General features: G+C 34.4%; 20 protein-coding genes and 1 other annotated feature. Of the genes, 11 read left to right on the forward strand and 9 right to left on the reverse strand.

Annotated elements, in window-relative coordinates:
• Positions 1–8: 8 nt before the first annotated feature.
• Positions 9–254 carry a hypothetical protein gene (locus Bccel_RS28850; RefSeq protein ID WP_036941917.1) on the reverse strand — a complete coding sequence of 82 codons (246 nt, stop codon included), beginning with the start codon at positions 252–254 and terminating at the stop codon, positions 9–11.
• Positions 255–342: 88 nt separating this feature from the next.
• Positions 343–568: a binding site (T-box leader), on the reverse strand.
• A 534-nt stretch (positions 569–1,102) separates the two neighbouring features.
• Here Bccel_RS28850 and Bccel_RS11050 point away from each other — a divergent pair.
• Positions 1,103–1,315, forward strand: a complete 213-nt coding sequence (locus Bccel_RS11050) for a hypothetical protein (protein WP_036941808.1) — start codon at positions 1,103–1,105, stop codon at positions 1,313–1,315.
• Positions 1,316–1,324: 9 nt separating this feature from the next.
• Positions 1,325–3,463, forward strand: a complete 2,139-nt coding sequence (locus tag Bccel_RS11055) for a serine/threonine-protein kinase (protein ID WP_050753377.1) — start codon at positions 1,325–1,327, stop codon at positions 3,461–3,463.
• 10 nt (positions 3,464–3,473) lie between these two features.
• Here the strand turns inward: Bccel_RS11055 and Bccel_RS11060 are convergent, their stop codons facing one another.
• A complete protein-coding gene (locus Bccel_RS11060) occupies positions 3,474–4,205 on the reverse strand; it encodes an FHA domain-containing protein (protein ID WP_036941805.1) in 732 nt (243 codons plus the stop codon).
• Positions 4,206–4,461: 256 nt separating this feature from the next.
• Between Bccel_RS11060 and Bccel_RS11065 the strand changes: the two genes are divergently transcribed.
• The 3 genes from Bccel_RS11065 (at position 4,462) to Bccel_RS11075 (ending at position 7,250) form a co-directional block, all read left to right on the forward strand.
• Complete coding sequence (locus tag Bccel_RS11065) at positions 4,462–5,121, forward strand: hypothetical protein (RefSeq protein WP_036941802.1); 660 nt, start codon at positions 4,462–4,464, stop codon at positions 5,119–5,121.
• 175 nt (positions 5,122–5,296) lie between these two features.
• Positions 5,297–6,502, forward strand: a complete 1,206-nt coding sequence (gene argJ / locus Bccel_RS11070; RefSeq protein WP_036941799.1) for a bifunctional glutamate N-acetyltransferase/amino-acid acetyltransferase ArgJ — start codon at positions 5,297–5,299, stop codon at positions 6,500–6,502.
• Between the two features lie 286 nt (positions 6,503–6,788).
• On the forward strand, positions 6,789–7,250 hold the full coding sequence (locus tag Bccel_RS11075; RefSeq protein ID WP_036941794.1) for a chemotaxis protein CheW: 462 nt from the start codon (positions 6,789–6,791) through the stop codon (positions 7,248–7,250).
• A 15-nt stretch (positions 7,251–7,265) separates the two neighbouring features.
• Here Bccel_RS11075 and Bccel_RS11080 read toward each other — a convergent pair whose 3' ends face one another.
• Positions 7,266–7,784 carry an amidase domain-containing protein gene (locus Bccel_RS11080; protein WP_036941792.1) on the reverse strand — a complete coding sequence of 173 codons (519 nt, stop codon included), beginning with the start codon at positions 7,782–7,784 and terminating at the stop codon, positions 7,266–7,268.
• Between the two features lie 290 nt (positions 7,785–8,074).
• Between Bccel_RS11080 and Bccel_RS11085 the strand changes: the two genes are divergently transcribed.
• Positions 8,075–8,788, forward strand: a complete 714-nt coding sequence (locus Bccel_RS11085) for a winged helix-turn-helix domain-containing protein (protein WP_036941789.1) — start codon at positions 8,075–8,077, stop codon at positions 8,786–8,788.
• Positions 8,785–10,575, forward strand: coding sequence for a two-component system histidine kinase PnpS (gene pnpS / locus Bccel_RS11090; RefSeq protein ID WP_036941786.1), 1,791 nt, complete (start codon positions 8,785–8,787; stop codon positions 10,573–10,575). Before Bccel_RS11085 ends, pnpS begins: the two co-directional genes overlap by 4 nt.
• Before the next feature lie 87 nt (positions 10,576–10,662).
• Here the strand turns inward: pnpS and Bccel_RS11095 are convergent, their stop codons facing one another.
• The 4 genes from Bccel_RS11095 to Bccel_RS11105 form a co-directional block, all read right to left on the reverse strand.
• On the reverse strand, positions 10,663–11,100 hold the full coding sequence (locus Bccel_RS11095; protein WP_036941783.1) for a hypothetical protein: 438 nt from the start codon (positions 11,098–11,100) through the stop codon (positions 10,663–10,665).
• A complete protein-coding gene (locus tag Bccel_RS11100) occupies positions 11,090–11,302 on the reverse strand; it encodes a helix-turn-helix transcriptional regulator (protein ID WP_036941781.1) in 213 nt (70 codons plus the stop codon). Before Bccel_RS11100 ends, Bccel_RS11095 begins: the two co-directional genes overlap by 11 nt.
• Before the next feature lie 463 nt (positions 11,303–11,765).
• On the reverse strand, positions 11,766–11,888 hold the full coding sequence (locus Bccel_RS32075) for a hypothetical protein (RefSeq protein WP_276326150.1): 123 nt from the start codon (positions 11,886–11,888) through the stop codon (positions 11,766–11,768).
• Positions 11,889–12,075: 187 nt separating this feature from the next.
• Positions 12,076–12,459 carry a response regulator gene (locus tag Bccel_RS11105; protein WP_036941778.1) on the reverse strand — a complete coding sequence of 128 codons (384 nt, stop codon included), beginning with the start codon at positions 12,457–12,459 and terminating at the stop codon, positions 12,076–12,078.
• A 214-nt stretch (positions 12,460–12,673) separates the two neighbouring features.
• Here Bccel_RS11105 and Bccel_RS11110 point away from each other — a divergent pair, with 214 nt between their 5' ends.
• From Bccel_RS11110 to Bccel_RS11125, 4 genes are all read left to right on the forward strand, one after another.
• Positions 12,674–13,498, forward strand: coding sequence for an endonuclease I family protein (locus Bccel_RS11110; protein ID WP_036941775.1), 825 nt, complete (start codon positions 12,674–12,676; stop codon positions 13,496–13,498).
• A 154-nt stretch (positions 13,499–13,652) separates the two neighbouring features.
• The gene (locus Bccel_RS11115; protein ID WP_036941772.1) at positions 13,653–16,085 is read left to right on the forward strand and encodes a fibronectin type III domain-containing protein; all 2,433 of its coding nucleotides are present in this window, start codon (positions 13,653–13,655) and stop codon (positions 16,083–16,085) included.
• A gap of 209 nt (positions 16,086–16,294) precedes the next feature.
• The gene (locus Bccel_RS11120; protein ID WP_036941770.1) at positions 16,295–16,480 is read left to right on the forward strand and encodes a hypothetical protein; all 186 of its coding nucleotides are present in this window, start codon (positions 16,295–16,297) and stop codon (positions 16,478–16,480) included.
• Between the two features lie 111 nt (positions 16,481–16,591).
• The gene (locus Bccel_RS11125) at positions 16,592–17,209 is read left to right on the forward strand and encodes a zinc dependent phospholipase C family protein (protein ID WP_036941767.1); all 618 of its coding nucleotides are present in this window, start codon (positions 16,592–16,594) and stop codon (positions 17,207–17,209) included.
• A gap of 433 nt (positions 17,210–17,642) precedes the next feature.
• Here Bccel_RS11125 and Bccel_RS11130 read toward each other — a convergent pair whose 3' ends face one another.
• Positions 17,643–18,860, reverse strand: a complete 1,218-nt coding sequence (locus Bccel_RS11130; RefSeq protein WP_036941764.1) for an agmatine deiminase family protein — start codon at positions 18,858–18,860, stop codon at positions 17,643–17,645.
• A 158-nt stretch (positions 18,861–19,018) separates the two neighbouring features.
• Entirely contained in the window at positions 19,019–21,346 is a 2,328-nt protein-coding gene (locus Bccel_RS11135) for an ATP-dependent Clp protease ATP-binding subunit (RefSeq protein ID WP_036941761.1), read from the reverse strand.
• Between the last annotated feature and the right edge of the window lie 4 nt (positions 21,347–21,350).

Below are 21,350 nucleotides of genomic sequence, written 5' to 3' on the forward strand. Positions count from 1 at the left end.
GTTTTTTGTCACCCTCTTGAGATTGCCAAAAACATTATAAACCCAGGTAACGCAATAATCATCCCTAACATCTTGCACCTTACAACTGCTTTATTAAACAAATATTCTTCCAGCTCTTCCTCGCTCATTTCATTTTCAAAATCGCAAGTCATTCGGTTATTGAGTTCTAATTTCTTTACAATGGCTTTAGCACCAAAAGTGGTTATCGCTCCCATTGCGATAAAAAAAATTGCTACAATATCAATATAATTCAACCAATCATCTCCTACAAAATGTTTAAAGAACTTACTTCCCCTTATGAGCTTTAAAATTATTAAATATAATAAAAGCCCTTCATCCAAACAAATGGACGAAAGGCATATTTCCGCGGTACCACCATAATTCCCAACAAGGGCTCTTTCGCGAAGTAACGGTCCGCTGCCGTAATAACCTACTAAAGATACAAACCAATTTCGATTACTAAACTCATAAGCTACCTTCATCGATCCTATCCCGGTAAGGCTTTCAGCCGCTGACCTTTCCTCTCTTAGGGCTTATACCGACTACTCCTCTTAATCATTGTTTTTATCATTATGCTATTAAATAATGATATAACAATCACCCTAGACTGTCAAGGCACTTTTTGCTGCTTCAAAATTTAATTTTCCCAACTGATAACTAACTATTTGTCAAACCTCCACTAAGGCACTAAATTTGTGATAATTCATAATTTTCTCTAAAAGTGTCTCCCCAAAAATCTAATATAAGAAACTTTATACCACAACCGTTAACAAGGGGTACTCCCTAGTGAAGGTTTTCCAAATAGTTAGATGCTAATGAATGATTGATATATATAATACTCCCCTATGCAATTAAAAGTGTTATTTTATTAAAAGTGACAATAATTCAATTAATTTTCCACTTTTAATATCAAGCACCTTTAATAAAATAAAATTAAACCCATACTCTCTATCTTTAACTAATTTTATTATAAACCAAAAACTTTTGTATATGTTTTGTAGGATGTTTGTATAAAGCATTTATACATATTGATAAATGCATACATTTGCTGATAAAATAAATTAATATATAATGAGTTTTTTGTAAATGGAGGTGTTCTTTTTTGGGCATACATTATGTTTATATATCTATAGGTATTGGTACGCTCATATTAAATGCAGTACTGATTTACTTCTACATAAGAACCAACAAGCCAAGTGTTGACAATCATATCGCAAAGCCTAAAAACGGACCCCAATCATTTGAAATGGATCAAAGCACCGCCTTCGATGAGGACGATTTTACTATGGATATTGACGGTTCCAAAGACGAATAGGAGATTACAATGGTTGATATAGGCGAAATACTGAAGGGCAAATATAAAATTGAAAAACTCCTCGGTCAGGGTGCAACAGGCAAGGTTTACTTGTGTAGAAATATAGAACTCGGCAACCTATGGGCAGTTAAGTACATTTACAAAAAGCACACTAAAATCAAGCTCCTTGCAGAAATAGATATCCTAAAAAAGCTCAATCATGTAAGCCTTCCCAAAATCATTGATGTCATAGAGGATGACAGTGGATTTTACATGGTAGAAAGCTATATTGAAGGAACACCCCTTGATAAATTGCTTAAAGATGCGGAAAGTTTTGATGAAGAAACAGTAATCGAATGGGCCAAGCAGCTTTGTGATGCCCTTTCCTACCTGCACAGCATGAAGCCATTTCCAATAATTTATCGCGATATGAAGCCTCAAAATATAATAATTACAACGGACAATAAGGCAGTTATAGTAGATTTTGGAATTGCAAGGGAATATAAGGGGCAAAACACCAAAGATACAATAATTGCCGGAACCCCATATTATGCAGCACCAGAACAATTGACTGCCGAAGGTGCAACCGACAACAGGACTGATATTTACAGTCTTGGAGTAACCCTGCACCATTTACTGACAGGTGCACTTCCTAAATTCGAGGAAACAAGCCTATTGGAATATGACAAAAATATATCCCCCCAGATGGATTACATAATTCTAAAATGCATAAAGAAAAACCTTTCAGAAAGGTATCAGAGTATTGATGAGCTAAAAAAAGATTTAAACAATATTAAGCTCTTAAAAATTAATAGTTTTGAGCTCAGGATACGAAATAGATTAATTATTTCTGCCAGCATTTTAATGTCTATAATATCGCTGTCAATGGTCTATTTAGGTATATCGGCAATTTCAAAGGAAAAATCAGCTGTGCTGGATATTTCTCCCGAGGTTCTTGCTCTTTCTCAAAAACAGGAAAGACCCATTAAGGTTAAAAAGAAATACACAGACGGCTCTACAGCACCCGTCAGAAGTAATGAGATCAAATGGAAATCTTCAAATCAGGATGTTGCGGTGGTAAAGAACGACCGTGTATATGCTACGGGAGAAGGAACTGCTGACCTGGAGGGTTTTTATGAAGACAAAAGATTAAAAATGACAGTTCTTGTCAACAAGGCTGCTGATGAAGTCAAACATGTGGACATAAACCTGAAATATTTAAGGAACTACCAGGTTTCTTCCTTCGCCGGAAACGGCAACCATACCGATATTAACGGTGATATACCCGATGGTGATTTGAAAAATGCAATTATATCAGATCCCTGCAGTATATCTTTCATACCAAACGGTGATCTGTTAGTTACCGATCAGAGAAAATTAAGGCTTATTAATAAAAACACCGTAAAAACTATTGATTTGGAAACCAATGCAGAAATTGCCAGGATATCTTCCAATGGTACTATCTATTTTTCATTTGAGCCTTATGAAAATGAAAATCAGGAAATGATCTACGGAATATGCAGCTATAAGAATGGAATTACCGATTTTATTTACAAAAACAGCGGCACATTAAAGGTCATTGAGGATTTTGCCTTTGACAGCCATGATAATATTTATCTTCTTGAGCACGAATTCATAAGCACTGATGAAGAAGTTACATCTTTGGTATATTTAAATACCAAAACAAAGGAACATAAAATACTCAAGGAACTGCCTGGATTTATTGACAGCATTACACTTGATGTATATGACAACTTATTCATCAGCTCCAAAGAGAACTATTCCATATACAAATTGGACAAAACCTCACAGAATTTCATGTTGTTTGCCGGCAACGAAAAGGAGCAGCAATTTGTCGATGGAATAAACTGCAGATTTTTTGCTCCGAAAAGAATAAAGGCTGTGGGCAATAATCTATATATTCTCGACAAGAATGTATTAAGAAGAATTTCCCTTGACAGTAATGGAGATATATCAGATGTGGAATCTATCGCCGGGCAGCCCGGTAAAGTCCCCCAGAATAATAACACAGGAATCTCCCAACATAATACCTATCCTGGTTATTATGCATTATTTAAGGATCCCAGCGATTTTGCCATTGACAAACAGGGAAATATTTTTGTTACTGACAAAAAAGGCTATGTGATATGGAAAATATCAAGCATGTAAGCCTATATATTTAATGCTCTGGAATAACAAATATATATTCCCAGTCAGCAAACTTTATTCTATCATTATTATTTATTTCAATATCAATAAGTTTATCAACCCTCATACCATTTACAAAAGTACCATTGGTAGATCCAAGATCCTTCAAAAAATACCGGCCTTCTCTGGATATTATCTCTGCATGGCTTTTACTTACGAAATTATTCCTGCACACATAATCAGCACCCTTATTCTTTCTGCCTATTATAAAGCTCTTCTTGTCAATCATTATTTTTTCCACATAATCCTTAACATTTGTTTCCTTGCCGTCGATTATTTTTCTTTCAAGGTAAGGGTATATGGAAGAATCAAATTCCATTGTAACAGTAAAATCATCTTCACTTCTGATCTTCTCATATTCATAGGAAGCCTTAATGATTCTGCCTGGAAAATCGACACTATCAACGTATTCGTAAAGTTTATCCTTCGCCTGCTGAGGCAAACCGGATTTAATCATAATGTCAAGTATAACATCCGATTTTACTGTTCCATTTTCAAGAAGCTTGAAATACCTATCGTTTATATGTTTAATAACTTCACTGATGGTACACCTTTTAGAACTGAAACCATCACTAGGCATGTACTTTCCTTTTTTCCAATTATCAAGAGTATCCTGACTTATCATAAGCTTTCTGGTAAATTCAGCACCGCTATAGAACAATGCCTCTATCATATTAGCTAAAATTTTTCCAAAAACATTCATATAAACCACCCATTAGCCTTATTAACAAAATCACAAGTATTTTGCAACCTCAACAACTTCGGTAAAAACTTCGGTAATTTCCTCGTGTTTAATTTCCTATTTTACCTCTTTAAAAAAAGTAGTATTTTATTGTTATAAAGAAGAAAAGTGTTATTTTTTCCTTTTCTCAAGCAATCAACAAATTTATACAAATATTTTATTTTACTTTGATTAAAATGTCAAAATTCATATAAGGGGATTTAAAGGAGGTTTACTTATGGACAGGCAGATTCTTGCAACAGTATTAGATACATTGAATATAAAAAAATCCTTTGCTGCAAAAGTAATAGGTGTAAATAATTCAACATTCAGCCTGAAACTTAAAAATTACAAAATGAGATACAGGCTGTTTGATGATGACATAGCCCTGTTGATCGAAAAAGTAATAAAAGAAAACCTTTTTATAAAGGAAAATGATGAATCGGTAAAATCAATAAGAAAAATAGCCAAAGCCAAGGAAATAGCAGATGCCCTTTATCATTTGATACAATCGGGTTATATGAAATATGACAGTAATTTACCTGCTCTAGCGGATGATAACTATCCTGAATATATTATAAGCATGATATGGCTTGAGCAAGTAAAAAATAATGACATGTACTCTTTAAATAGGGATAAAGCTAAAAATAACAGAAATAATATGTTAAAGGCAAATAGTAACCCAAGTGTGACGAAAACTGCATATAGCCATATGCATCAAGAATCCGGTCATAATACTATGACATATGACAACATTTTTTCCCGGGAAATAATACCTGAAACAGAAATTGACATCAATAGATTAATTGAAGATAATTACATACTTACATCGATCATAAAAAGACTCCTTAGTGAAATGGCAAGCGACAGCTTCAGCTCTTATACTCCTTTGAACTGAGTTATCGCAGCCATAAGTGATGATATCCTCTTATACAAACAATAGAGGATATCATCTTTTTTGTTTTCCCTAAATTTAGGATTTAACATAAAAACAACCCTAATTTTATTGAATAAAAATAGCACATACTGTATAATTTAAATATTCAAAACAAATATAACTTGAGGTGAACATATTGAATACTATTTTTGAAGGCGGGATTACTTCCCCCAAAGGATTTTTAGCTGCCGGAGAAGCTTGTGGAATAAAGAAAAACGGCAAAAAAGACATCGCAATTATTTCCTCAATAGATACTGCAGTTGCTGCAGGTGTTTTTACAACAAATAAGGTAAAAGGACATTCCCTCCAGGTCACTATGGAACATATAAAAAGCGGTTATTCCAGAGCCCTTGTCATAAATAGCGGCAATGCCAATGCTTGTATTGGCGAACAAGGATATAAGGATGCCGTTGAGATGGCCGGACTTACTGCAAACCTTCTGCAGTGCGAGCCCGAAGAAATTCTTATAGGTTCAACCGGTGTAATAGGTGTTCCTCTAAATATGCCATCGGTTCGTTCAGGTATTCGTTTAGCAGTACAAAGGCTTTCGGAAAACGGAGGTCATGATGCTGAAGAAGCAATTATGACTACAGATTTAAGGCCAAAAGAAATAGCTGTAGAAATTGAAATACAGGACGCAAAGGTTATAATAGGCGGAATGGCAAAGGGATCGGGAATGATTCATCCCAATATGGCTACAATGATAGGAGTTATTACCACTGATGCAAATATATCTCGCGGTCTTCTCGATAAAGCTTTAAAGGAGGCAGTGAAAAAAACCTTCAACAGGGTGTCTGTTGACGGAGATACCAGCGTTTGTGATATGGTTGTGGCTTTTGCCAATGGTGAAGCTAATAACTCAGGAATTGTAAAAGAAAGTGTTGATTTTGAAGCCTTTAAAAAAGGAGTTGAATATGTTTGCACATTCCTTGCAAGAGAGATTGCCAAGGATGGAGAAGGTGCAACAAAATTGGTAGAAATAGCTGTAAACGGTGCTTCATCTGAAGTTGATGCCTATAACGCAGTATGTTCAGTTGCCAAATCACCTCTTGTAAAAACAGCAATTTTTGGAGAAGATGCAAACTGGGGAAGAATATTGACAGCAGTTGGTTATTCAGGTGCAGATTTCGACCCTAACCTTGTAGACATTTCTATAGGCAGCTTAATGGTATGCAGGAATGGCTGTGCATTGGATTTTGACGAAGCTGCAGCAAAAAAAATACTGAAGGAAAAAGAAATAAAAATTGCTATAAATCTAAAAAAAGGACAATATTCAGATAGAATGTGGACTTGTGATTTCTCATATGATTACGTAAAAATAAACGGAAGTTACAGATCATAATTAATGAATATTAACTTCATAAATATTTAAGAAATCAAACTTCACAAAAATGTGGAGTTTTTTCTTTTTCGACAAAAGTCAGGCCAATTTATTCGAGTCAATATCACTCTATATTTGTATAAACAATTCATACCGGATTTCCGATATATATATAAATAAGGAGATTTCAAAAATTTCCTTGGTCAATTTTTAATGTTGAGAAGTAGTAAAATCAATATTTTTGAAATCTCCAGTTGACCAGTTATTTTTTGGGAATCACCTAAGCCATTTTACAGGAGGTAATGACATGGCTAACCAACAAATAGTAATTTTCAAAGTAGATGATGAAATGTTTGGTATTAACATCGACCAAGTTAAGGAAATAATTGCTCCAATGGAAATATTTAAGATACCTAATACTCCTAGTTTTGTTCAGGGTCTTATTAACCTCAGAGGTAAAATCTATACCATTTTAAACTTAAGAAAAAAATTCAACCTAGCTGCAAAAGAAAGTGATGAGCATACAAAAATTGTCATACTAAATTCCGATAGTCTCGCAGTGGGATTTATAATTGATGTAGTAAACGAAATTATATGGATTGATGACAAAGATATCGAAAACCCTCCAGAGACCATCAAATCTCTTAATAGGAGATATATTACGGGGGTAGCCAAGCTTGGCGAAAAAGCAGTTCTCCTGCTTGACCTGAGGCTGGCAAGCGAAATCACTGATGATAGCTGCCAGCCTATAGGTCTAAATGTGCCCTGATCTTATTATCACTTTTCATCTGTATTGCTTAACGCCCATAATATGCAGGAACCTTATCTTTACCCACTCATAACCTGTTAAAGGATAATTATCCTGATCATCAGTATGTGCTGCTACCAGTATATTATTGTATGATACAGGATTTTTTATTTGCACTATTACAGGTGAATGATTAAACATGTCTCCACCCGAAAATGAGAGCTGTACAATGTCGCCCAGTCTTGCATCTTTCATATCAACCTCCTGGGCAAAAGGTCCTGGCCCACCATCTCGCTTGACTAGAAAGTTATATAAGTAATTTACCCCTGTCCACGAAGGAGTCCTATCATATGAGCTTGTGTAATACCATCCATACACCGGCTTATAATTCATAACCCTGCTTCCGCTATATATCACCTGTGAGGCAAAATTTGTACAATCTCCCCCAAGATTTTCAAAATTCAAGTATCTTGGATTTCTCGAATATGCCCACTTATGAGCATATTGAACCGCCTTATCCCTGTTATATGGTAATATAATTAAATCCCTGTTCATATATTATATTCACATCCAGCTAACAATGCCTTTTTTATATTATGACTATGGCATATAACATGTTCCTACAGTGTAGAGTACATGGTACTTGCAACATGTAGAGATATATAACAGAATATTTGAATCTTTATTAACAATTTGATATAGTAGACTTACTGAATAACAAAAATAATACTTCATATTTTAGGCAGGTGTTGACGAGTTAAGTCATGACATGAGCCAAATTATAGGGTAGGTTATATTTTAATTATTACCAACTTATTCAATATTATCCGGAGGCATGCACAAATATGACAAAACAACTAATCTTTGCCGTTGAAGACGAAGCCAACATACAGCAGCTAATTAAATACAATCTGGAGGCCAATGGCTATAAAGTGATCACATTTGATACGGGAGAACAACTACTGGAAGAATGCAAAAGCAATGTTCCCAACTTATTTATACTCGACATTATGCTTCCTGGAGTAGATGGTCTGGAGGTTTGCAGACTATTGCGTCAAAACCCACGCACTAAAGCAATACCTGTAATAATCCTTACTGCAAAAAGTGATGAATTTGACAAGGTTTTAGGCCTTGAGCTTGGAGCAGATGATTATGTTACCAAGCCATTTAGCGTTAGAGAACTGGTAGCTAGAGTAAAGGCATTATTCAGAAGAGTTCATATTTCTACAGAAAGCAATCCTGAAGTCATACAGTTTGGAAATATATCCTTAGATTGCACACGCCGTGAGGTTTACAAGGATGATAAATTACTTGACCTTCCCCTTAAAGAGTTTGAACTGTTAAAGCTTTTAATTTCCAATAAAGGCAAAGTTCTTTCAAGAGAAACATTACTGGAAAAAGTTTGGGGCTTTGATTACTATGGCGAAACCAGGACTGTTGACGTTCATATTCGATATCTCAGGCAAAAGATTGAAGATGATGACAGCACCCCTGTCTTCATAGAAACCATACGTGGTATCGGTTATCGATTTAATGATAAAGGAGCATCTGGTAAATGAAACAAAAAATATTTCTGTACTATTTAGTACTAACTGTTATTGGTGTCTTTATAACAGGACTTCTAATATCTGAAATTTCACAAAAATACTATAAATATGAATTAGAAGAAAAACTTATAAGTACAGCACGGCTTATACAATTTCAGTTATCGGAAAACAAGAAGTCAGGTGTTTCTATAGACTACAATAAAATTGCTCAACAATATGCAGATATATTATATCCAAAGGATGATTCCAATAAAATTAAAGAAAATGAAAATTACTTAAGAATAACATTTATTGATAAAAGAGGTATCGTTATCGGTGAATCGGAGATGAATTATCTTTCAATGGATAATCATAGCAATAGAAAGGAAGTCAAGGAAGCATTAAAGGGACAAATCGGCAAAGATATCCGATTCAGTAAAGACATGCAAATAAGCCTCCTTTATATAGCTGTGCCTATGACTTCTGAAGGAATAATAATAAGGGTTTCAGTACCTTTGATTCAACTTGAGACCATTGATGAGATAATACTGATATATACAGGAATAGGCATCCTGGCAGGCACCCTCTTGACCACAATACTGGCATTTCGTTTCTCCAATATGATCATAAAACCGGTAAACGAGCTTATAGATGTAACAAAAGATATATCAGAAGGAAATTTTTCACGAAGATCAAATATAATATGTGACAATGAGATAGAAGAACTTTCAAATACATTCAACTTAATGGCTGAAAAACTTGAATCCACATTAGCCGAAATGAACGACAAAAATATCAAGATAGATTCCATAATAAACAGTATGATCAGCGGTGTTGTAGCCGTTGATAACAATTTTAGAATAATGCTTATAAATACGGTATCCTGCCAGATATTCGGAATCAAATATGGACCTGGTATTATTGGAATGAATTTAATGGAGCTAATTGGTGATAATAAGATAAACAATCTTATTAAAGAAAGTATTGATAAAAACACCCCCCTTTTGAATGAGGTTATCGTTGATCCAAAAACAGACAAAATTTACAGGGTCTATACCAGCCCAATAAATTCAAACAATACGAAGCAACCGAATTCTGGAGGTATCGCATCAATACATGATATAACCAACATCAAAAAGCTGGAGCAAATAAGGACGGAGTTTGTATCTAATGTAACCCATGAACTAAAAACTCCGCTCACCTCAATAAGGGGATTTATTGAAACATTAAAAAGCGGTGCTATTGATGATAAAACAGTTGCTGTTAAGTTTCTGGATATAATTGATATAGAATCAGAAAGGTTATCAAACCTAATAAATGATATTTTACAGCTTTCAGAAATTGAAAACACTATGACTGACTCAGACATCTCCTGCCATAACATAAATGACACTTTTAAAGAAATATATGATATATTGGAAGGTGTTGCCGAAAAAAAAGGAATAAAGCTGCATTTTGAAATAGAAAATTATATAACAATAGATGCTAATAAAAATAGGATTAAGCAAATGCTTATAAACTTGGTTGACAATGCAATAAAATATAACAAAGATAATGGTACTGTAACTATAAAAGCAATCAAAAAAGAAGGTACAATTACTTTTACAATTAAAGACACTGGAATTGGAATCGACGAGGAACATATTCCCCGTATTTTCGAAAGGTTTTATAGAGTTGATAAGGGCAGATCCAGAAACATGGGTGGTACAGGACTCGGATTATCCATAGTAAAGCACATTGTAAACCTGTATAACGGAAGTATAAATGTAACCAGCAAGCCCGGATCAGGCACAGAGTTTATTATACAGCTGCCTATATAAAGAGTTTATGAAAAAGTCTATAAAAACAGCTTTTATGAAAAAATCAATATATCATAGAAGCTGTTTTTTGGTCCCTACGCTCATTATTTACATTTCTTTTTGGTATCTGCTTATAAAATATACGTTTGAAAATACCACAAATAAGTACGCAATAACAATTGCCAAAACAACAACCCAATCAACCTTACTTAATGCAAATGCCACCATCAAAGCTCCAAATACCATAACCATAAGATCATACGCTTTAGCTTTGGCTTTGTTGTTTATTGCTATATTTCTCTCATCCATTTCTTCAATTTCTCTTTGCTTTGCAACCTGTGGGGCTTTTTTCATTGCATAAATATTAAACACAGTACCAAGATTTTGTCCGAAAACACCAGACCCGACCCCAATTAAAATATATGGCAAGGTCCCAATTATTCCTTGAGTATCCTTTGTGAGTTTTCCTAAAACAGCACCTGCAGCCAGAATTAGAAAGCCTATCAGTGAATATACCAAATATCTTCTAATACATTTAGTTTTCATTTTTTTCTTCCCCCTCATAGATAAATATTTCCTCAATACTCATATTAAAGTACATGGCAATCTTAAATGCTAAAATAATAGAGGGATTATATCTACCATTTTCCAGAGAACCAATGGTTTGCCTCGATACCTCTAATGCTGATGCCAACTCTTCTTGTCTTATCCCTCGTTTCTTACGAATTTCTTCTAACCTGTTTTTCATACCACAACTCCTTAACGCCCAAACGGAAAGTTAACTTTACATTTCCATGTTAACATCATTTTTTAACAATGTCAAGTTAACTTTCCGTTTATAATAAGAATATATTTAACGTGAGTTCGATATAACAAGTAACATAATTAACCATACTTATAGATTATAATTAAGTAAGGCTTTAGTAATTAATAAATGGAGTGTACATATGCAAGATAATTATTTTAAACGGAAACACTTAAATTTTGAATAATTATATTTTGTGTAAGTTAAGGTAGTTCATCAGTATTATTCGAAAATTGAAGGAATAGTTGTAAAACATTTGAATGGTCAAAAACAAAGAATGGTTTGAAGGGATTTCTATAATATTACCGCCCCTATCACCAGTTGCTATCGGCCCTAATATTTTTTAATAGGACATTATGCAACTGGTCTATTCATAATTGCGTGCACAATACTAGTTTCAAAATTATTAATCAAATGCCAAAATTTCTACGATAAAATCCAAATCATCTTCATCATATACATAATCTTCATCGTCCATTACAGTATAATTGATTTCACTGTTACTTAAGGCTCTCTTCATCTTATCCATAACCAAATCCTCCCTCTCTATAGTTTGTTAGTTATAGTTATATTTATATATTATACTCCTTTTGTTAAGTTAATATTAGCTTCATGTAAAAATACATGATATCTAGATTAAAAGATTTAATAGATATAATTTATTAAGTGTATACCCATCAAACAATTATATTTAACATCTATCTAGGAATGCTCCTTTAATGTAAAATATTTTTTTTATATCTTAATAAGCACTTCAATTTAAACAATATTTGATTTATATCAACAGGCTTTACCATATATTCGTCAGCACCTAATTCTATTGCTAAAACTTTATCGAATTCATCTTTATTTTCGGACAAAATAAATACTAATGAGTTTTTAAGCGTAGAATCAGACCTTATCTCCTTAATCATGTCAAATAGCATAAAGCTTCCCTTAAATACATAATTGATAATAAGTATATCGGGTCTTTTTGTTTTTGCCTTATCAAGGCCAGGCTTGGGTTTTGAAGAAAAAAACATCTTGAATTTTCTTTTTCTTAGTTCCTTCTTCAAAGAATTGCCAAAGTTATCATTGCTTATCAGAATTATTGAGTACATTTTTATCACCCTAAAAATATATTCAGTTATTATATTATTATATAAAAATGTTAAGGTAGTATTAAATTGATGTAAAAAACGGTATAAATTACTGCAGTGGTGTCTTGATCAGCAGTATGTAAAACCTGTCTTTTTGTAACGTAATTCCAATATAAAATTAATACATTTGTTTATATTATCATTATGTCCACTTAAATAATATGGGAGGAATTCTATGTTTTCAAAAAGCCTAAAACTGACAAGCCTTTTACTAATTTTTGCTCTGCTTTTTACCTCCAATGTACCATTTTCATCAAATGATGCACAAGCCGTTGACGATGGAATATTAGCAAGTCCATTGACTTCATCCACTTACAATGATTATTATAAATATGCCGTAGGTAAACGTGGAACCGAATTAAAAAAAGCACTGCATGATATAATTGACGATCATACAGAAATATCCTACAGCGATGTGTGGGATGCACTTAGAGAAACAGACGAAGATCCAAAGAACAGTTCCAATGTAATTTTAATATACTCCGGCCGGTCACAAGGCAAATATACAAACGGCTCCAGTGTGGACAACTGGAACAGGGAGCATGTATGGGCTAAATCCCATGGAAAGTTCGGTACACAAATGGGTCCTGGAACCGACCTTCACCATTTAAGACCGGAGGATGTTTCTATAAACAGTGACAGGGGTAATAAAGAATTTGACGATGGTGGAATTTACCATACCGAAGCAACCCAATGTAAAACCGATAATGACTCATGGGAACCCAGGGATAGTGTAAAGGGAGATGTTGCAAGGATGTTGTTCTATATGACTGTCCGATATGAAGGTGACAGTGGGGAAATTGATTTGGAACTCAATAATTCTGTTAATAACGGCTATGCTCCATATCACGGTAAATTATCAACACTTCTTCAATGGCATGCACAGGATCCTGTAGATACTTTTGAAATAAGAAGAAACAATATAATATACAACAAATGGCAGCATAATAGAAATCCATTTATTGATCACCCTGAATGGGTTCAATTAATTTGGAAATAAAGCTATATCTTTCGTATCTTTTATTAAACAATTCTCATTTTACGCTAATTTAACCTGCTTTTTATACAATCTTAAACTTAATAAATTACAGTAATGCATAGAAAACAAAAGTTTTCTATGCATTACAAAATAAATTTAAAATGGAGGTTTAATCATGAGGAATTATTTTAAAAGAATGATGGCTTTGTTTATCATGCTAATGCAGGTATCTATTTTATTTCCAAATGCAGTACATGCAGCAGAAACGCCCGTTTTGACTGTTGCCCCAACATCTACAACCAATATCAATGACAAAATTCCTTCGCAAGTAGCACTGTCCATGACAACTGATCCACAGACCAGCATTAGCATAAACTGGACAACCACTGATACGAGCTTAACCGATTCACAAGTCAGCGTTTGGGAAAAAACCTACAATGAAGACGCTGCTGTACACTATCCAGCCAAAATTGAAAAGAGAGCTGTTTCATCCTCTACTTTAAAAGATGTAAACAACAATGCTGTAATAAGCAAAAACTTTTATTCAGCAACATTAACAGGCTTGAAGCCCGATACTGAGTATTTTTACAGATGTGGTGCTTCGGGTATGATGAGTGAGATTAAAAGTTTCAAGACAGCAAAGGAAAGCGATGATCCCTATACATATATTTATATATCCGATTCTCAGGTATCAGGTAATGACTCAAAAGGATGGAATGCAAACCTTGATATAATAAAGAAAATGTATCCCGATGCAAAATTTATATACATTGCAGGAGATCTTACCAATACTGCTGCCAATGAAGGTCAATGGGAATCATTCTTTAACCAGCCCGGGAATTCACAGTATAACCAAACCTTCAGCGGCAGCTTGATCTCAGAGATCCCAGTTGCTGCAACCATGGGAAATCATGATTCGTCAAATGGGGGATCAGGGGGTATGGGCAGCCACTTTACATGGGCAAGTCAAGTAAATGGTGTTCCCGTATCCTATGCATTTACTTATGGTGCTGCACGATTTATCATGCTCAATATTGAAAATGCTTACTCAATGAATAATTCCGCTCTGCGTTCTTCGCAGACTGAATTTTTACGCAATGAAGTAGCAAAAGCCAAAAAGGCGTGTTTATGGACAATAGTTGGTTTCCATAAGTCTATTTACTCCGGTGGTAACCATATGGATGATGCAGATGTAATAGATAATAGAAAATATTGGGGGCCCATTTTTGCACAATTAAGTGTTGATGCTGTATTACAGGGACATGATCACATTTTAAGCAGAGGTTTTGTAAAAGCTGATGGAAGAAAAGCTGATGTTACTAAAAAAGTTGAAGATAGGGTATATACTGCAAAACAGCCGGATAATGCACCACTTTATTATGTAGGGAATTGCGGCAGCACTTTAAAATTCTATGCAATGCTAACCGATAATAATTGGATAAAACCAGGTGACCCCGTTGCTCCAAACTATGAATTCCTGGATTTGAATTCAGCAGCACCTGCCGGTAGTGCCCTTAACCCCCTTGGACCAATTACAGATGATGATTACGAAGGTAAAGACCATAATTTTGTAAGATTACCTACATTCACTGCAGTTACTGTTTCAAAGAGGAGTATAAAATACGAAACATATATGACTGCATTTGACAGAAATACTAATGCAATAATAAAAGATACCTTTCTTTATGACAGCTTTACTGTAACAAAAGATGTCAAGGTATCTGCCGGCTCTGCTACAACAAGCCCAAGTAAAAATGTAACAGTAAAAGTAAGAATGAACCAAATGGAAAATATAGGGGGTCTGCAAATGAAACTTACCTTTGATGCTAATAACCTTGCTGTAGAAAATGTCTTATTGGCTCCTGAGTTTTCTTCAACAGCAGTAAATTCCAACATACCTGGAGAAATATTGTTTAATGGAATAAACAGTGAGGGTTTAACAAATTCAAGCATGGAAATTGCAGCCATTACATTCAAGGTAAATTCCAATCTGGATGTTAATATATTACCAATGAACTTTACTATCAAGGTTGACAGTGCTGAAGCATGCAATTTGGAATTCCAGAAGATTGAGCCAATCTACCTCCAGGATGGAACGATAACAATTGTTCGGCCAGTGCTACCTGTTGCATCAGATGTCAAATTTAAAGGTGAATGCGTTACAGGACAAACCTTGACGGCAAGTTATACATATATAGACCAGAACAATAGACCTGAGTCCGGAACAAAATTCAGATGGCTGATTGCAGATACAGTTACCGGTACATACAGCCCTATAGATAGTGCTGCCAATAAAACACTAAAAGTAACAAAAGAAATGATAGGTAAAGCAATAAAGGTAGAAGTAATACCTGCTAATTTAGAGGATACGGGAATAGCAGTTTGTGGAGACAACGGCAGAAATATTGTCATCAAAACCGGTGATGTAAATAGAGACAATAAAGTCAATTATATTGATGGACTAAAAACCCTTCAGCACATAACAGGAAAAACCAAGCTTGATCCGCAAGCAATGATAGCTGCTGATGTATTAGATATGGATGGAGTAAATATTAATGATGCGGTTACAATGCTTAAAGCAGATATTGGACTAATTACTATAGAATAAATCATAAAAATAATTAAAAGTACAATAAATCCCATCATGTTATAAGAAACACGGTGGGATTTATTGTAAATATTATCAAAATTAAAATAAGTCATTTTTATTCTTTTAATCAATACTTCAAAAATTTACTTTGTTTTAAGAATTGTTTAATAACAATCTAACAAATATATATTAAAATTATTTTGAAAACATATAGAAAGGAGAATTTTATGTTTAATTTTAAAACTATAAAATGCACAAATTGCGGGTCGGTTGTATTCAATCTTCCTGAAATGGAAGCAAAAAAACTTCATAATTTTGATCTTAAGTGCGAAGATTGCAATTTTGAAGTTATTAAGAACATTTTTGAAAGTGATTATGTTTACGATTTGAAAGAAGTCAAATGCACTGCGTAATAATGAATAATTTTACACAAACATAAAATCCTTTTATTATCAGTCTGCTATAGATATTGGAAATACGTAAAATCAAATTTGTAAACCTTATTTTTTGAAAGGAGAATTCCTATGCTTTGTGAAACTCATGAACTCATTGCAAAACAACTTTACAAACTTACAAATACAATTATCAATGCTCCTATAGATTATAAAAGTCTTATCTTTGGAAGTGTTGCTCCAGATAAAAATCCATCAATGGTTATAGTACCACACACTAAATTTCATTCAGGTTATCTATTGAATAAGAACCTTGAATACTTCACAGATAAAAAGTTTACTTACAATAATAATTCTATAAATATGTTATCCTATAAACTAGGAATAGTAATTCATCTTATATCGGATTATTTTTGCAGTGCTCACAATCATATAAAATATTTAAATCCCATTACTCACTTTCTATACGAAAACCGCCTTAAGTATTTTTTCAGGAATAATATAGGTAATATAGAAATAGATATTAAAGGCTCTCTAGTGGAAATAAACAATAATTTATATTATTACATAAATAAAAAGCACCTGGAATATTTAAATACTGAATCAAGCATGCTAAATGATTTTAACTTTACCATAAGTACTGTATCATCAGTTTTTGTATATATTGCATATCAATTGATCAATATAGCAATTAATAGCAACTTATCCAGATTAAATGGTGATGTTTGTGTTGAATCTTGCTGCTCTTAGCATTATGGATGTACAAAAGGGCATACTTTTTTATTCAATATAGATTTAGACATGATCAAAAATAACTTCCGATATAAATTTGGCTCATGTGTTGACTTAACTCGTAAACACCCACTCAAAAACTTAAGTAATTTTTAATTATACCTTAACATAACCTTAATAGTGAATTAACAAACAAGCTGTAAATTATTTGTAAATACATTTTTAATTATGAGGTAAAATATGGATACAGAATTATATATATGCTGTAAAAACATGATAATACTGCTAGAAAAATTGCTCGCTGAAAAAAAAATAACCCTTCACGAGTATGAAAGAGAATCAAGATTAAAGAGGTTGTTTGTAGATCAATATATGAAAAACCATATTATCAAAATAATCCACTTTTAACTCTACAGCTTGCTTCCCTGATTTTGTAGAAGAACCCAGCAGCTTAATAAGCCGGCATGTGCTGGGTTATGCAGTGTATGCCACCACCCCATAGGTTAAGACTTTCAGTATCTATACCAATAACTTTACGTCCTGGGTATACTCCCTTCAAAATTTCCTTAACCCCATCTTCAGTTTCCTTTAATGCACTTGAGCGTCCTTGCCTCCAGTAGGTTTGCATAATTACTGCACCATTGGTTACTGCATAGTTCAGATAGCTCCGGATAGGCAATCTTCCTGCACTGTCTGTGACATTATAAAGCGTAGGCGGAACAGGGACTCTGATTATTCTAAAGGGTTTTCCATCCTGATCAGTAGAATTTTTAAGTATGTTATAGTTTTCTTCCATGCGAAGGTATGATTCCTTTGAATAGTTGTTCAAATACCTGTCCCCCGCCTTGACATATGCAAGAAGTATAGTGTTGGGACTTGCAAACCTTGCTATTTCATTAATATGTCCACTGGTTATGTTGTCATCCTCTGCCAAGCCTTTTTTGAGCCATACGACTTTTTTAATACCCAAAACCCTTTTAAACTCATTTTCAATCTGCTGCTTGGTTAAGTCTGGATTGCGTTTTAATAAGACCGATTCAGTCAGCATTATAGTGCCTCTGCCATTTGTCTCTACAGCACCGCCTTCCGAAATCAGGCTTGATTTGATTACAGGAAAACCGTAAAGTTTTGCAGTAAGCGTATCCACTTGATTTTCCACATCAATATAATATTGGCTTCCTCCTCTGCTGTAGTTATTGAACTTAAAATCTACAACCCTCAGCTTGTTTTGAACATCCTTAACAAAAATAGGCCCCACATCTCTTGCCCAAATGGACATGTGATTTATTACATAAAAGTGGACATTTTGTCCTGTATAGCCGCTTTGTTTAAGAAGCTTCCTTCCTGTAACAATCTCATCAACACTCCTCGAAGCAATATTTACCCTTACGTGAGAAGCTAATGCCTTTATAATTTTTAACATAACAGGAATTACAGGGCGACTTGCCTGATTGTACACCTCCGAAGGCCACTGCATCCAGATGGCCTGCTGCTTATCGAATTCAGCGGGAAATCTGTATTGAGTAGAAGTGCTAACACTGACATCTTCCGTATTTTGTTTCTGTCCTTTCTTTATTTTATTGTTTTCATTTATGTTCCAGATGCCGCCAGATATGAATACAGCTATACCTGTGAAAACAAGTAAAACATTCATTATCCTTCTTTTCATTAGTATCCCTACCTTTTAATCGTTATATTAGTTATAAAGGTAGGGTTCCCAACAAAGGAGTAAAATATATCTAAAAATCGATATTAAAAGGGATAGATTGCTAATCAACAATCTATCCCTTTTGTATTAGTATTAACTAAATATATTTAACTCAAAGCTTAGCAATCTCTAAGCTTAATCTCACCTTGCTCTACATCAACACATATTCTGCTTCCCTCTTTAAAAACACCTTTTAAGAATGCTTCCGCCAGCTCGTCTTCAATATATTTTTGAATAGTCCTTCTAAGAGGCCTTGCACCATATTTAACATCATAACCTTTTTCCAGAATTAAATCTTTAGCTTCATCACTAACAGTAATTGTCATATTGTTAGCTTTTACATCTTCTTCTACTTCCATAAGCATCAGGTCTATGATTTTCTTGAGCTCATCCTTGCTGAGCTCTGTAAATACAATAATTTCATCAACCCTGTTTAAAAATTCAGGCCTGAAAGTTTCTTTCAATACACTTCTAACCGTTGTCTCAAGTGCTTTATAGCCTTCATTAGAAAACCCAATTCCATTTGATTTCATATTTGTTCCAGCGTTGGATGTCATTATTATAACAGTATTTTCAAAGCTAATCACTTTGCCATGGCTGTCTGTAAGTCTTCCATCCTCCAACACCTGTAGAAGCATATTGAAAACATCCGGATGAGCTTTTTCTATTTCATCTAAAAGGATAACTGAATACGGTTTCCTTCTAATCTTTTCCGTAAGCTGTCCTGCATCATCATACCCTATATATCCGGGAGGTGCACCAATCAGCTTTGATACGGTATGCTTCTCCATATACTCAGACATATCAAGCCTTATCAACGCTTCCTCACTTCCAAAAAGTTCAACAGCAAGGGTTCTGACAAGCTCTGTTTTACCTACGCCTGTAGGGCCTATGAAAATAAATGAAGCAGGTTTCCTTTTTCTCTTAAACCCAGCTCGAGTCCTTCTTATAGTTTTTGCTATGCTGCTTACAGCTTGATTTTGACCTATTACTCTATTATGAAGCCTTTCTTCCAGGTTTAAAAGTCTTGCTGTTTCAATTTCTGTAAGCTTCTGCACAGGAATCTTTGTCCAAGCCTCAATAACATATGCAATGTCATCTACAGTAATCTCTACATCCTTGTTCTTTTCCTGAATTTCCCTTATATTTTCCAGCAGCTTGCATTCTCTTACCTTTAAATCTGCCGCTTTTTGGTAATCTTCGATAGAATCAGCAGATACCGCATTTTCTTTTTCTTCCTGAACTTTTTTCAATTCCTCTTTTAGTGCTGTAAGCTCAACTAAACCCACATTCTTCAGGTTTGCCCTTGAACCAGCTTCATCAATTACATCAATTGCCTTGTCTGGCAAGAACCTTTCGGTTATATATCTTTCCGATAATTTTGCTGCTGCTTCCAAAACTTCATCGGATATCTTTACCATATGATAATCTTCATAATAATTCCTGATTCCCTTTAATATCTCAATAGTTTCATCAACTGAAGGTTCATCTACAATAACAGGCTGAAATCTTCTCTCTAAAGCAGAGTCCTTTTCTATATGCTTCCTGTATTCTTTGAGGGTTGTAGCACCTATTACCTGTATCTCACCTCTTGCTAATGCAGGCTTTAATATATTGGCAGCATTCATGGCTCCTTCAGCTTCCCCTGCTCCCATTATATTATGAAGCTCGTCAATAACTAGAATAATGTTACCTAATGATCTAACCTCGTCGAGAATACCCTTCATACGGCTTTCAAACTGGCCTCTGAACTGAGTACCCGCTACAATACCTGTTAAGTCAAGGAGATACACTTCAACGTTAAAAAGCTTTGCAGGAACCTGCTTTTCAGCAATCCTGACAGCCAAACCTTCTGCAATGGCTGTTTTACCAACACCAGGCTCTCCAATTAACACAGGGTTGTTTTTTGTTCTTCTGTTAAGTATCTGAACCACCCTGTCAATTTCCCTAAATCTACCGATCACTCTATCCAGCTTGTTTTCTTTTGCAAGCTCCGTCAGGTTTGTTCCATATAAGTCCAGGTATTTCTTTTTCTTAAGATTTTTCTTTTCCTGAGTTTTTGTTTTTGTATTGTTTTTGCTTTCCTTATCTTCAAAGGGCTCTTTTATATGCTCTTTACCGCTGTCTGTTCCATCCTCATTCTTGCTGAAAGCCTTATTTATAAAGTTGAAAAAGGGATTTGATTGTCCCGTCGATTTTTCCTGTGAATCCTGGATTGAATTCAAATCGGTAAACTCCATGTTCTCAAAAAGGTTTCCTACCTGTTTATTTAAATTGTCGATATCTTCCTCTGTCATTCCTGTTTGATCCAATAACTGATTTATAGGCTGTACACCCTGCTTTTTTGCACATGTCAGACAAAGGCCTTCTTGAACCTGCTTTCCATCTATCAACTTAGTCATGTAGACAACCGCGAAATTTTCTTTACAAATCGAACACATCATCATTTTA

It is taken from the genome of Pseudobacteroides cellulosolvens ATCC 35603 = DSM 2933 (assembly GCF_001262605.1).
GTDB lineage: Bacteria > Bacillota > Clostridia > Acetivibrionales > DSM-2933 > Pseudobacteroides > Pseudobacteroides cellulosolvens.